Source organism: Phycobacter azelaicus, assembly GCF_014884385.1.
Lineage (GTDB): Bacteria > Pseudomonadota > Alphaproteobacteria > Rhodobacterales > Rhodobacteraceae > Phycobacter > Phycobacter azelaicus.
In genome coordinates this window covers 1,718,465-1,731,396 of record NZ_WKFH01000003.1, presented here as the reverse complement: position 1 = coordinate 1,731,396, position 12,932 = coordinate 1,718,465, and the positions used below count along the sequence as shown (strand labels likewise).

17 protein-coding genes are annotated in these 12,932 nt (G+C 57.5%); 1 reads left to right on the top strand and 16 read right to left on the bottom strand.

All coding sequences use genetic code 11. The features are described from left to right. Positions 1–4 precede the first annotated feature (4 nt). From rpmC to INS80_RS09345, 4 genes are all read right to left on the bottom strand, one after another. Entirely contained in the window at positions 5–205 is a 201-nt protein-coding gene (gene rpmC / locus INS80_RS09360; RefSeq protein WP_192965376.1) for a 50S ribosomal protein L29, read from the bottom strand. A gap of 214 nt (positions 206–419) precedes the next feature. Continuing rightward, the gene (locus tag INS80_RS09355; RefSeq protein ID WP_192965375.1) at positions 420–704 is read right to left on the bottom strand and encodes a type II toxin-antitoxin system death-on-curing family toxin; all 285 of its coding nucleotides are present in this window, start codon (positions 702–704) and stop codon (positions 420–422) included. 91 nt (positions 705–795) lie between these two features. Continuing rightward, positions 796–981, bottom strand: coding sequence for a hypothetical protein (locus INS80_RS09350; protein WP_192965374.1), 186 nt, complete (start codon positions 979–981; stop codon positions 796–798). Between the two features lie 79 nt (positions 982–1,060). Then, positions 1,061–1,681 carry a TIGR02466 family protein gene (locus INS80_RS09345; protein WP_192965373.1) on the bottom strand — a complete coding sequence of 207 codons (621 nt, stop codon included), beginning with the start codon at positions 1,679–1,681 and terminating at the stop codon, positions 1,061–1,063. 204 nt (positions 1,682–1,885) lie between these two features. On the opposite strand from INS80_RS09345, the gene INS80_RS09340 reads away from it, so the two are divergent. Further along, entirely contained in the window at positions 1,886–4,048 is a 2,163-nt protein-coding gene (locus tag INS80_RS09340; protein ID WP_192965372.1) for a methyl-accepting chemotaxis protein, read from the top strand. 279 nt (positions 4,049–4,327) lie between these two features. Here the strand turns inward: INS80_RS09340 and rplP are convergent, their stop codons facing one another. The 12 genes from rplP to tuf all read right to left on the bottom strand — a co-directional run bounded on the left by rplP (position 4,328) and on the right by tuf (position 12,890). Continuing rightward, on the bottom strand, positions 4,328–4,741 hold the full coding sequence (gene rplP, locus INS80_RS09335) for a 50S ribosomal protein L16 (RefSeq protein ID WP_192965371.1): 414 nt from the start codon (positions 4,739–4,741) through the stop codon (positions 4,328–4,330). Between the two features lie 12 nt (positions 4,742–4,753). After that, positions 4,754–5,464 carry a 30S ribosomal protein S3 gene (gene rpsC / locus INS80_RS09330; RefSeq protein WP_192965370.1) on the bottom strand — a complete coding sequence of 237 codons (711 nt, stop codon included), beginning with the start codon at positions 5,462–5,464 and terminating at the stop codon, positions 4,754–4,756. After that, positions 5,464–5,844 (bottom strand): 50S ribosomal protein L22, encoded by a 381-nt coding sequence (gene rplV / locus INS80_RS09325; protein ID WP_192965369.1) that lies wholly within the window; start codon positions 5,842–5,844, stop codon positions 5,464–5,466. Before rplV ends, rpsC begins: the two co-directional genes overlap by 1 nt. A gap of 3 nt (positions 5,845–5,847) precedes the next feature. Further along, positions 5,848–6,126, bottom strand: a complete 279-nt coding sequence (rpsS, locus tag INS80_RS09320) for a 30S ribosomal protein S19 (RefSeq protein WP_058335693.1) — start codon at positions 6,124–6,126, stop codon at positions 5,848–5,850. 3 nt (positions 6,127–6,129) lie between these two features. Continuing rightward, complete coding sequence (gene rplB / locus INS80_RS09315; protein ID WP_192965368.1) at positions 6,130–6,972, bottom strand: 50S ribosomal protein L2; 843 nt, start codon at positions 6,970–6,972, stop codon at positions 6,130–6,132. A gap of 298 nt (positions 6,973–7,270) precedes the next feature. Continuing rightward, complete coding sequence (locus INS80_RS09310; protein WP_192965367.1) at positions 7,271–8,080, bottom strand: hypothetical protein; 810 nt, start codon at positions 8,078–8,080, stop codon at positions 7,271–7,273. A gap of 166 nt (positions 8,081–8,246) precedes the next feature. Then, positions 8,247–8,543, bottom strand: coding sequence for a 50S ribosomal protein L23 (locus INS80_RS09305; protein ID WP_192965366.1), 297 nt, complete (start codon positions 8,541–8,543; stop codon positions 8,247–8,249). Next, positions 8,540–9,157, bottom strand: coding sequence for a 50S ribosomal protein L4 (gene rplD, locus INS80_RS09300; RefSeq protein WP_192965365.1), 618 nt, complete (start codon positions 9,155–9,157; stop codon positions 8,540–8,542). The genes INS80_RS09305 and rplD overlap by 4 nt, the downstream gene beginning before the upstream one ends. Next, the gene (gene rplC / locus INS80_RS09295) at positions 9,154–9,879 is read right to left on the bottom strand and encodes a 50S ribosomal protein L3 (protein ID WP_192965364.1); all 726 of its coding nucleotides are present in this window, start codon (positions 9,877–9,879) and stop codon (positions 9,154–9,156) included. The genes rplD and rplC overlap by 4 nt, the downstream gene beginning before the upstream one ends. Positions 9,880–9,897: 18 nt before the next feature. Further along, positions 9,898–10,212: a 30S ribosomal protein S10 gene (gene rpsJ, locus INS80_RS09290; RefSeq protein ID WP_058289455.1), complete on the bottom strand. Its 315-nt coding sequence runs from the start codon at positions 10,210–10,212 to the stop codon at positions 9,898–9,900. A gap of 229 nt (positions 10,213–10,441) precedes the next feature. Then, positions 10,442–11,464 carry an acyltransferase family protein gene (locus tag INS80_RS09285; RefSeq protein WP_192965363.1) on the bottom strand — a complete coding sequence of 341 codons (1,023 nt, stop codon included), beginning with the start codon at positions 11,462–11,464 and terminating at the stop codon, positions 10,442–10,444. A gap of 250 nt (positions 11,465–11,714) precedes the next feature. Next, entirely contained in the window at positions 11,715–12,890 is a 1,176-nt protein-coding gene (tuf, locus tag INS80_RS09280) for an elongation factor Tu (RefSeq protein WP_192965342.1), read from the bottom strand. Positions 12,891–12,932 lie beyond the last annotated feature (42 nt).

The following is a 12,932-nucleotide window of genomic DNA, read 5'->3' as shown; positions in this document are numbered from 1 at the left end:
CTCCTTATTCAGCCGCTGCGGCGGCTTTTTCGTTCAGGATGGTTTTCACGCGGGCTGCGTTGCGGCGGGCCGCACGTACAGCAGCGGTGTTTTCCAGCTGACCGGTTGCCTGCTGAAAGCGCAGGTTGAAGCTCTCTTTTTTCATGGATGCAAGCAGATCGCGGAGCTCGTCCACGGTCTTTTCGCGCAGATCATTGGCGTTCATCGCCTTTGTTCCTTTTCCTTGGCACCAGAGGGCCCCTTTTGTTGGGTCACCCTTGGGTCTGGTGGGTTATGTCGCCCGTGTCCGAAATGGTCCGGGCACGAAAAGTGGATCACCGCGACTCATCACTGAGCGCGGTGATGGGTCCGTATAGGAGAGATGGCGGATGGGGGCAAGGGAAAGATTGAGGGAATGTCGCAAGCGGTTCACCTCCCGTTCAACACCCCTTCTTTAAGCGCAGCCGAAACCATTCGGACGTTTGGTCGAATGGGCAACTGCCGTCAGCAACGGCAACCACGAGGTCATCAATCGGTTCATCGTCAGGGATATCCAAGTAATATCCGCTTCTCTCAATCAGGATCTCAGTAACCAGCCACGCGGTTCGTTTGTTGCCATCCACGAACCCATGATTTGCAACCATGCTTTCCAGCAAAGCGGCAGCCTTTCGGTGGATCCGCAGATGATATCCAGAATAAGGGCGCCCAAGGGCGGACTCGATCAAGTCCAGACTGCTTACGCCGGAACGCCCTCCGTAGCTAAGCGCCTCGTCATGCGCCGTAATCGCATCGGCAAGCGTAACCCGGTAGTGCCGCCTACCGATTGACCAAACGCTTCATCGCCTCTTTTCGTTTTGACGAAGCCCCCTTCACCACACTTTCGGTAACCGGGCTGGCTTTGTCGTTACCTCGGACAGTAGACACCATCACGAAGCGCCCGGTCTTGGCGCTGCGACCGATCTTTCCACCCTTGACCGTTTCGTGCTTCAATTTCTCTGCCACGGTATTGCCCTTTTAACCCAATGTTCTGAACTCAGACATCACGTAATACCCTGAACGATACAATGAAAGGGTGAGGAAATCACTCCCACTTGTAATTAAAGCTCACCGAAATCCGTTCGTCCTCGGCCATGTTCAGCGGCACCTCGTGGCGGATGAAGCTTTCCCACAAGAGCACATCGCCCACATTGGGGGACTGGTAGACGAATGTCCTCAGCTCCTGGCGGCAGTCCTTGCGGCGCGGGGGGTGGGCCATCATCATCGCATGGCGGGGATCTTCCAGCTTCAGCGCGCTGGCACCTTCGGGCATCGACACATAGGTGGTGCCCGAAATCACCGAATGGGGGTGAATGTGGCTGGCGTGGGTGCCGCCTTCGGGCAGGATGTTGATCCAGAGATCCTCCAGCACCAGTTTGCGGTCATCGAGATCCAGCTCCAGGTCCTCGGCAAAGGCGGCCACATGGGCATCCAGCGATTTCACCAGATCGGCGAAGATCGGGAACCGCCAAGGCAGATCCGTCAGCGAGGCATAGGAGGTATAGCCGGGATAGCCGTTCTCCTCGCACCAGTCCTGGCCGGCCTCGTCATCCTCCGCGATGACAAGGCAGGAGTTTTCGAGTTCGCCCGTGTCGACCTTGGGTCCAAGTTCGGACAATTGAGCGCGATAAAGACGGGTTACGAAGAGAGAGTCGATCTGTGCCATGCCGCCTCTTAACGCGGACAGGGCGCCATGGCGAGTCCTGCCCGCAAAGAGCCGCCCGCTGCGCCGCCGAAAAAACCGATGTGTCAGGCATGCATGACAGATTCCACACCAGTGCATGGCCCAAACAACAGTATCTTAATTTCCGCCACGTAAAATCGAAAGAAGCCGAGTCGCATGCATCCCTAAGAGACGAGTATCCGCAAAATGAACTTCAAGGTTTCAATAAACCTCGCCATCCTGTCCATCATTGCCTTGGGCGGGGCGATCATGATCGCCCTGGCAGGAACCTCCCTTTTCACCCACCAAGTGCGCGATGACATCCAGAAAGAAGTAGCGACCATCGAAGAGCTGTTTCTCACGCTCGATGAAATCCGTATCGACTTCCTGATGGCGCGCCGCGCAGAAAAGGACTTCCTGCTGCGGCGCGATGAACGCTACGTTGAAAAACACGCGGCCACCATCGCCAACATGCAGGCTCATATCGAACGCGCCGAGACCTTGATGGCTTCACATCCTGAACTCAGCGGGAAAAACGCAGAGCTTGAGCAGATCACCACCTCCATTGACGGCTACACCGCTGCCTTTGCACGTCTCGTCGACAGCAACCTGAGCCTCGGCCTTGATGAAAACTCGGGGCTGGAAGGTCAGCTGCGCGCGGCCGTCCGCAATGTTGAGGGCGAGTTGAACGAGCTAAACCAACCCGAAATGCAGGTCAAAATGCTGATGATGCGTCGTCACGAGAAAGACTTCATCATGCGCAAGGCTTCGAAATATCTCGACCGCCTGAATGCACGCGTCGACGAATTCCTGACCTTCCCATCATCCTATTATGCAAACGCCGAGCAGGAAGCCGCGATCAAGGGGCTTATTGCTACTTATCAGCAATCCTTCGCCGCCTTTGTCGATGAAACGCTGCGCGAGGACGCGCTGCGCAGCGACGTATCCGCTTTCTATGCCGAGGCCGAGCCGGTTCTGGAACAGGTGCATGCGGATGTGCGCGTGGTTCTGGAAGAAACCCTGGCAGAGTCCACTGTTCTCAGCCAGAAGGCACAGCGCACCTCACTTCAGGCTGGGATTGCCGGGGGCGTGGTTTTTGTTCTCGTCGCCCTTCTGCTGGCCCGCGGCATCTCGCGTCCGCTCAAGCAGATCGACCTTGTTCTCAAACGGATGATCAAGGCGGATTTCAGCCCGAACATCCCCACATCGCGCATCCATGAACTCTCCGCCATCAGCAATGCGGTTGCGAGCTTCCGCGCCAATGAAGAAACCAAACACCAACTGACGCAAGAGATCTCGACCGTTATTTCGGCCTGCGCCGAAGGCGATTTTTCCAAGCGGGTCACGGTCTCAAAGGATGGCGGCACCTTTGCCGAGCTCGGCCAGGGCGTAAATACCATCGGCGAAGTTGCCCAGAAAGGTCTTGGAGACGTACAGAAAGTTCTTGCAGCTTTGTCCAAAGGCGACCTCAACCAGGCTATGCCCAAGGGTCACAAGGGGATCTTCCACGACATCGCAAACGACATCGATCACCTTACCGACTCGCTGAGCGGGATGATGGCGCAGCTGACCTCCAGCAGCAGCATGCTGCACAACACGGCGGCCGAAATCTCTGCTGCTGTGGATGATGCATCGCGCCGCGGGGAGACCACGGCCGCATCACTCGAAGAAACCGCTGCTGCCCTGCAAACCGTGAGCGACACGGTGCGCGGCACCGCAAAAAGCGCGCAGGAAACACGGGAGATTGTAAATTCTGCCCAGTCCAAAGCAGAACAAACCCGCGATGTTGCGAAGGACACGGTCGCAGCCATGCACCGGATCAAGGAATCCTCGGACGCGATCTCCAAGATTACCGGCATGATTGACGATGTGGCTTTCCAGACCAACCTTCTGGCGCTGAACGCCGGGGTGGAAGCCGCACGCGCCGGCGAAGCAGGCCGCGGATTTGCTGTGGTCGCCTCCGAAGTGCGCGCCCTTGCGCAAAGGTCCTCTGATGCCGCCCGTGAAATCAACAGCCTTATCGCCACCAGTACCGCCGAAGTCACCTCTGGCGTGGATCTGGTCGATGAAACAGGCACCGCGCTGGAAGCCATCGTCCAAGCGATCCAACTGGTCGTCGAAAAGGCGAATGTCATCGCCGAGAACACCGTAGACCAGTCCAACGGCCTCTCCGAAGTGAACGTTGCCGTTGAGGCACTGGACAGTGACACCCAGAAGGGCGCGGCCATGCTGGAAGAAACGGCCGCTGCGGGTCAATTGCTGCGTCAGGAAGCGGACAATCTGTTGACAGCGATCTCCGGCTTCCGGCTGAAGGATTCCAAGGGCGGCACAGCAGGTTCAACCGTCAGCGAGGATAGCTGGGCCGCTTGAGACCCAAGCTGCAAGACAGTGAAATGGCGGCCCGCAGGTTTTGCTGCGGGCCGTTTTCGTGGTCCCTGCAATCCCCCGACCGAGCTTGCCCACTCCCACCCCATCGTGCATGACAGCAGAGCCCTGCCGTCACAATGTAATGGCAGTCCTCCCCACCCACATGCCCAACCGTATCGAATGCAGCCTGCTCTCTTCAGGGCGTCAGACCTAACCTGCAGGGCAACGAAAACCCCCGCCGATCGCTCGGCGGGGGTTTATATTGTTGCGCTTAAACCGGGCTTACCAGTCTTCGCGGACCACAACGCGGGTCTTGATCGGCAGCTTCATCGCAGCAAGGCGCAGGGCCTCGCGGGCGATGTCGTCATTGACGCCATCGATTTCGAACATCACGCGACCGGGCTTTACCTTGCAGGCCCAGAAGTCCACGGAGCCCTTACCTTTACCCATACGAACTTCGACGGGCTTGGAGGTCACGGGGGTGTCCGGGAAGATGCGGATCCATACGCGGCCCTGACGCTTCATGTGACGCGTCATGGCACGACGTGCAGCTTCGATCTGACGGGCAGTTACGCGCTCGGGCTCAAGAGCCTTGAGGCCGTAGGTGCCGAAGTTCAGATCAGAACCGCCCTTGGCCAGCCCCTTGATCCGGCCCTTCTGCATCTTGCGGAATTTCGTACGCTTGGGTTGAAGCATCTCATACCCTCCTTAGCGACGACCGCCACCAGCACCACGGGGTGCAGGGCCGTCCTGGATTTCCTGAGACTTACGATCACGCGCCTGCGGGTCATGCTCCATGATCTCGCCTTTGAAGATCCAGACCTTGATCCCGATGATCCCATAGGGGGTCATGGCTTCGGAGTGAGCGTAATCGATGTCGGCGCGCAGGGTGTGCAGCGGCACACGACCTTCACGGTACCATTCGGTACGGGCGATCTCGGCACCACCAAGGCGGCCCGCGACGTTCACCCGGATACCCAGGGCGCCCATGCGCATTGCGTTCTGAACGGCACGCTTCATCGCGCGGCGGAAGGAAACACGACGCTCCAACTGCTGAGCGATGCTCTCGCCAACCAGCTGTGCGTCCAACTCGGGCTTGCGCACTTCAACGATGTTGAGGTGCAGTTCCGAGTCGGTCATCGCAGCGAGCTTCTTGCGCAGCACCTCGATGTCGGCGCCTTTCTTGCCGATGATCACGCCCGGACGCGCGGTGTGAATGGTCACACGGCACTTCTTGTGGGGGCGCTCGATGATCACGCGGGCAACACCGGCCTGCTTGCACTCATCCTTGATGAACTCACGGATCTTGATGTCTTCCAGCAGAAGATCACCGTAATCCTTGGTGTCGGCGTACCAACGGCTGTCCCAGGTGCGGTTGACCTGAAGGCGCATGCCGACCGGATTGACTTTATGTCCCATTAGGCTTGCTCCTCAACTTGACGCACCTTGATGGTGATCTCAGCGAACGGCTTCAGGATCTTGCCGAAACGACCACGGGCCCGCGGACGACCGCGCTTCATGGTCATGTTCTTGCCAACCCATGCCTCGGCGACGATCAGTTCATCGACGTCCAGGTTGTGGTTGTTCTCGGCGTTCGCAATGGCGGACTGAAGGCATTTCTTCACGTCCTGAGCGATCCGCTTGTTGGAGAAAGTCAGGTCCGTCAGGGCCTTGTCCACTTTCTTGCCACGGATCATCTGAGCCACCAGGTTCAGTTTCTGCGGGCTGGTGCGAAGCATGCGGGTTTTCGCCATTGCTTCGTTGTCGGCCACGCGGCGGGGATTTTTTACCTTGCCCATGACTTACTTCCGCTTCGCTTTCTTGTCCGCAGCATGACCGTAATAGGTCCGGGTCGGCGAATATTCACCGAACTTCTGACCGATCATGTCTTCCGAGACGTTGACAGGGATGTGCTTCTGGCCGTTGTAGACACCAAAGGTCAGACCCACGAACTGGGGCAGAATGGTGGAACGACGCGACCAGATCTTGATCACTTCATTGCGGCCCGATTCACGTGCAGCTTCGGCTTTCTTAAGCACATAGCTGTCGACGAAAGGACCTTTCCATACAGAGCGAGACATAGATTAACGTCCCTTCTTCTTGGCGTGACGCGAGCGGATGATAAGCTTCTGCGACGCTTTGTTTTTGTTGCGGGTACGCTTACCCTTGGTCGGCTTGCCCCATGGGGTCACCGGGTGACGACCACCAGAGGTACGACCTTCACCACCACCGTGCGGGTGATCGATCGGGTTCATGACCACACCACGAACACTCGGGCGTTTACCCTTGTGACGCATCCGGCCAGCTTTACCGTAGTTCTGGTTGCTGTTGTCAGGGTTGGAGACCGCACCAACGGTGGCCATGCATTCCTGACGGACCATGCGAAGTTCACCCGAGGACAGGCGGATCTGCGCGTAGCCACCGTCACGACCAACGAACTGAGCGTAAGTACCGGCTGCACGGGCGATCTGGCCGCCTTTGCCGGGCTTCATTTCGATGTTGTGAACGATCGTACCGATCGGCATGCCCGAGAACGGCATCGCGTTGCCCGGCTTGATGTCTGCCTTTGCGGAGGCAACGACCTTGTCACCAACTGCCAGACGCTGAGGGGCCAGGATATAGGCCTGCTCGCCGTCCTCGTACTTCACCAGGGCGATGAAGGCAGTCCGGTTGGGGTCATATTCAATGCGCTCGACGGTTGCGGCGACATCAAATTTGTTCCGTTTGAAGTCAACGATCCGGTAAAGACGCTTTGCGCCACCACCACGGCGGCGAGAAGTGATCCGTCCGGTGTTGTTCCGGCCGCCCGATTTGGTCAGACCCTCAGTGAGAGACTTGACCGGACGCCCTTTCCAAAGCTCCGAACGGTCGATCAGAACCAGCCCACGCTGGCCCGGCGTCGTCGGTTTATACGACTTAAGTGCCATGCTTTCTGTCTTCCGTTTAGCGTGCAGGCCCTTAGGTTCTTGTCTTTGGACCCGCTATGTTAAAGCCCCCTGCCATTCCAGCATTCCCCTTTGGAGGGGAAACTGTTCATTGGTCAGGTGACCGATCTGAAGGGCCCCGAAGGTCCCAGTTTATTCATGATCCCGACAAAAGAGACAGCCCCGGACGAATCCGAGGCCTTCAGGATTGGTGCCGTTTAGCAGAGGTTCGTGGGGGTGGCAATGGGGTCGATCCCGCGAAGCAGCCAGGACGTTACCAAAATTGTAAGAGCGAGCGCTCTCAGGGCCGAATTATGCCCTTTTTGATGAACTCGTCCCTCAGTCCAACCATTACCTTATCGCACAAAACTTTGTAGAACATGCAAAGTTCCGCCACCACATCCTTTGGGATTGAGATCTTCTGCTGCGCGTCGAAGGAAAGTTGCCGTGGAGAGTAATGAATTACAAACTCGGCCTCACCCTCGCCGGGCAGCGCCCTTAGATCAATGGGCATAGTCTCAGCCTTGATTGTCGCGCCCCCACGGGTGACGCTTACGTCAAACCCAAGCCACTTGACTGTAAGAACGGTACGATTCTCATCATTGCAATCATTGGGTGCCCGAACAAGCCCAGCGTTGTGAGTTAAACAATTTCGCGCCAGACTAAGAGAATTTAGCTCTTCCACAAAACTCTCAATTGAAAGCTTCTGCGCAATCATTTCTTGCTTCGCCGCTACATTGGTCTTCTTGGCAAAGGACCCATCTAGCGCATGATTCACTTTTACGGTCTCCTCATGAAGTTGGCTCAACTCCAAAGCGCGCCACACCTTATCCTGAAACAGTTTATAGAATTGATCCAGTTCTCGCAGACAATTTCCGACCAACCAAGCCTTGTATTCTCTCTTCGCTTCCTCTCGGTGCTCGTCAGTGATCTGTTGTGGCCAAAAACTGTAGACCATTTTGGAGGCGATCTGAAAGTCTCCCCCATCACGTAGGTCTAATTCATCGAGCCCAAACCGATAGAAGGCACTCACACGTCGTATTGCTAAGTCGACCACACCTGACATCTCAGAAAAATTGATAGTCACGTTGGCTGGCACTGGATCGGGCAATCTGCGCTCCCCCAAAGCATGATTAAGAAATCGGTAGAGTTAGAGTAATTTTGTTAAGATCTAGTATTATCACATACTCCAAAGGCTGCCACTATTTCACAGTGTCAAAACAAAGAAAGGCCCCCGCTTTCGCGAGGGCCTTCGATCTTCTTGAAAGAAACAGATCTCAGAGTCCGGTGGACACGTCGATGGTGTTGCCTTCTTCCAGGGTCACATAGGCTTTCTTGACGTCCTTGCGACGGCCGATCTGGCCGCGGAAACGCTTGACCTTGCCCTTGGTGATGGTGGTGTTGACCGCTTTGACCTTCACACCAAAGAGCGCCTCGACGGCCTCTTTGATCTGGGGCTTGTTGCTGTCGATCGCCACTTCGAAAACCACTGCACCGGCTTCCGATGCCATGGTGGATTTCTCGGTGATGATCGGCTTGCGGATCACGTCGTAGTGTTCTGCCTTCGCGCTCATTTCAGTCGAGCCTCCAGTGCTTCGACACCCGCCTTGGTGATCACCAGGGTGTCACGCTTGAGGATGTCATAGACGTTTGCACCCATCGTCGGCAGGATATCCAGACCTTCGATGTTGCGCGATGCTTTGAGGAAACCCTCGTTCACCGAGGCACCGTCGATGACCAGCGCACGCTTCCAGCCCAGGTTCTTCACCTGTTTGGCCAGAGCAGCGGTCTTGCCTTCTGCGGTTGCGTCCTCGATCACGACCAGTTCACCCGCTTTCGCCTTGGCGGACAGCGCGTGGCGCAGGCCCAGCTTGCGGAACTTCTTGGTCAGCTCGTGGCCGTGGCTGCGCGGGGTCGGGCCCTTGTAGATACCACCCTTGCGGAAGATCGGCGCGTTGCGGTCACCATGGCGTGCGCCACCGGTGCCCTTCTGGCGGTAGATCTTCTTCGTCGAGTAGGAGGTCTCCGAGCGGGTCTTGACCTTGTGGGTACCGGCCTGCGCGTTGTTGCGCTGCCAGCGGACCACACGGTGCAGGATGTCCGCACGCGGCTCCAGACCGAACAGGTCTTCGGACAGTTCGATATCGCCTGCCTTGCCGCCGTCGAGTTTGATCACATCAAGTTTCATGCTTCACCACCTTCCGCGGGCGCTTCTTCCGCCGGTGCTTCGGTTGCTGCTGCCTTCAGAGCCGCCGGGAAGGGCAGACCTTGGGGCGCTTTCTTCTTGACGGCATCCTTGACGGTTACCCAACCGGATTTCGGACCGGGCACGGCGCCTTTGATGAACACCAGGCCACGCTCGGCGTCGGTTTTCACGACTTCGAGGTTCTGGGTGGTCACGCGGGCAGCACCCATGTGGCCGGCCATCTTCTTGCCTTTGAAGACCTTGCCGGGATCCTGACACTGGCCGGTGGAACCGTGCGAACGGTGGGAGATCGACACACCGTGCGAGGCGCGCAGACCACCAAAGTTCCAGCGCTTCATGGCGCCTGCGAAACCTTTACCGATCGAGGTGCCGGTCACGTCCACTTTCTGACCTTCCAGAAAGTGCTCGGCCGAGATTTCGGCGCCGACTTCGATCAGGGCATCCGCGGGGACGCGGAATTCGACCAGCTTCCGCTTGGGCTCAACCTTTGCAGCGGCAAAGTGGCCACGCATCGCCTTGGAGACGCGCTTGACCTTGGCCGAGCCTGCGCCCAGCTGAACGGCGGTGTAGCCGTCTTTGTCTTCGGTGCGTTGCGAGACGACCTGCAGACCGTCCAGGTGAAGAACGGTAACAGGGATCTGCTTGCCGTCTTCCATGAACAGCCGGGTCATGCCGACTTTCTTTGCGATAATACCAGAGCGCATATTCATTACCCTCCGATCTTACGACTGCAGCTTGATCTCGACGTCCACACCAGCAGCGAGGTCGAGCTTCATCAGCGCATCCACGGTCTGGGGGGTCGGATCAACGATATCCAGCATACGCTTGTGCGTACGGATCTCGAACTGGTCACGGGATTTCTTGTCCACGTGGGGACCACGCAGAACGGTGAATTTCTCGATCTTGTTCGGAAGCGGGATCGGGCCACGAACCTGCGCGCCGGTGCGCTTTGCAGTGTTCACGATTTCCTGGGTGCTGGCATCCAGCACGCGGTAATCGAAAGCCTTCAGCCGAATGCGAATGTTTTGACTTTGCATTTCGTCAGCCTTTTGTAGGCGTTGGAGTTGAGAGGAGGGCCCACGACCACCGCACACCCTCATCGAACCCAAAGGGCGGGAATCACCCCGCCCTGTTCCCGACATGCGGGATGGGGCCGTATACGTCCGATGAGGTCGTTTGGCAAGGGGGCCTCCGGGCCCAAATTTGGCCAATGGTCCCAAAACAGAAGATCGGAGCCCGCTGGGCTCTACGTTCCGGTCCCGCCTTCTACATAACTGCCTTGAAAAGGCGAACGTTTTTGGCCGCCGCGACCATAGCCAAGGAAACACAAAAACCGCAAACCCCAAGAATCCAGTTGGGCGCTGAGTGCGGCAGAAGAGCAAATGAGCTGATTGCAGCCAGAACTGCAGGGTGGAGTAAGTACACACCCAAGGCGAGGTCGCCAAAACTTGCCATAGCATCAGATTTCGGCAATCGCACTGACAATGCCAACAAGCACAGCGGCAGCGCAATCAAAGCCTGCAGCGAACCGCTTCCGATGCCAAAAGCGAAACAGATCAGCGCAGAGATGCCTGCGATAAGCAAGGCAATACTTGTGTGGTCTCTCCTTGTGGCCGCGACAAACCCGGTCCAACATACAGGAATAGAAACCACCCACTGCGCAATTGGGCTTGGCAACTGCAGCGCGGAATGAAACCCGGCCGAAACCGCGAATACAAGTGGAATTGAGCCAAGCGACCACCAAAGTCCACTACGGCCGAAGCTACTCATGCCTGCAAGTGCAACACAGACCAGAAACGCAAATGGCAAGAACCAAAGGTGGATGATGGGACCGATTAGGATATCCCCCCAATGGAAATTGGACGGTGGAAACTGCGCCTTTCCGTCTGCAAGCAGCAACCCCCAATACACAGCACACCAAAAACCCCACGGCACGAGAAGGCGTTTGAACCTCGACCACGTGTAACCTGTCGACAACTCGCGGCCCGCCGCATGATAGCCAAGAAAGAACAGAAACACGAACATCCCGGAGTACCAAGCGCCCTTGTAGGCGGCGTTCGCATGAAACATTACGACACCAAGCGCAGCGATACATTTTAGCCCGTCGTAGAGAACCAGCCGATCAGAGTTCAACGTGTTTCCAATTCGCGAAGCCCTCGCAATCATCAAAAAACCCAATCCCATAGCCCCAAACAATGCCTTCGGACACAAATCGAAATAGACCGTAGTGCAAGAGCCTCTTGTAGGAAACACGCTTTCACCCGTTGCCAGGCGAAATCGCCATTGCATGCCTCGGTCCCTACACGCCTATCGGCTCGAAGAGCACTGATGCCGAATTTGTGCGCGCTATCGGCCATGGCTGGCCAGATTTCGCGCCCCCAAAAAAACACTCATTCAGACGTCCAAACGACAAAAGACCTCCCTTGGGAGGCCCTTTCTATTTCGACGCAGTCCTGATGGTGCGCCTCGGGATCATCGCACTCAAACAAAAAGGGCGCCGCGGAGGCGCCCTTTCCGTTTGATCATTCGCAAGTGCGAATTACTCGATGATCTTCGACACAACGCCAGCGCCGACGGTGCGGCCGCCTTCACGGATGGCGAAGCGCAGACCGTCTTCCATCGCGATCGGTGCGATCAGCTCAACCGAGAACTTCAGGTTGTCACCCGGCATCACCATCTCGGTGCCTTCCGGCAGCGTCACGGTGCCAGTGACGTCGGTGGTGCGGAAGTAGAACTGCGGACGGTAGTTCGCAAAGAACGGGGTGTGACGACCACCTTCTTCCTTGGTCAGGATGTAGGCTTCGGCTTCGAACTTGGTGTGCGGGGTCACGGAACCCGGCTTACACAGAACCTGGCCACGCTCAACCGACTCGCGGTCGATACCGCGCAGCAGCGCGCCGATGTTGTCGCCTGCTTCACCGCGGTCCAGCAGCTTGCGGAACATTTCAACGCCGGTGCAGGTGGTCTTGGTGGTGTCTTTGATGCCGACGATTTCGATTTCGTCGCCAACGTTGATCACACCGCGCTCAACACGGCCGGTCACAACGGTACCACGGCCCGAGATCGAGAAGACGTCTTCGATCGGCATCAGGAACGGCTGGTCAACAGCGCGCTCGGGGGTCGGGATGTACTCGTCCACGGCCGCCATCAGTTCCTTGATCTTGTTCTCGCCGATTTCCGGGTCACGACCTTCCATCGCCGCCAGAGCGGAACCTGCGATGATCGGGATATCGTCGCCGGGGAAGTCGTAGGAAGACAGCAGCTCACGGATTTCCATTTCGACGAGCTCCAGCAGCTCTTCGTCGTCGACCTGGTCAACCTTGTTCATGAAAACGACCAGCGCAGGAACGCCAACCTGACGCGCCAGCAGGATGTGCTCGCGGGTCTGGGGCATCGGGCCGTCGGCTGCGTTCACAACCAGGATCGCGCCGTCCATCTGCGCCGCACCGGTGATCATGTTCTTCACGTAGTCGGCGTGGCCGGGGCAGTCGACGTGGGCGTAGTGACGCGCGTCGGTTTCATACTCAACGTGGGCGGTCGAGATGGTGATGCCGCGGGCCTTCTCTTCGGGCGCGCCGTCGATCTGGTCATATGCCTTGAAGTCACCAAAGTACTTGGTGATCGCTGCGGTCAGCGTGGTCTTGCCGTGGTCAACGTGGCCAACAGTGCCGATGTTGACGTGCGGTTTATTACGCTCAAACTTTTCCTTAGCCATGATGGCCTCCTTTTTGTTGGAAGAAGGTCCGCGCGGGCCGCG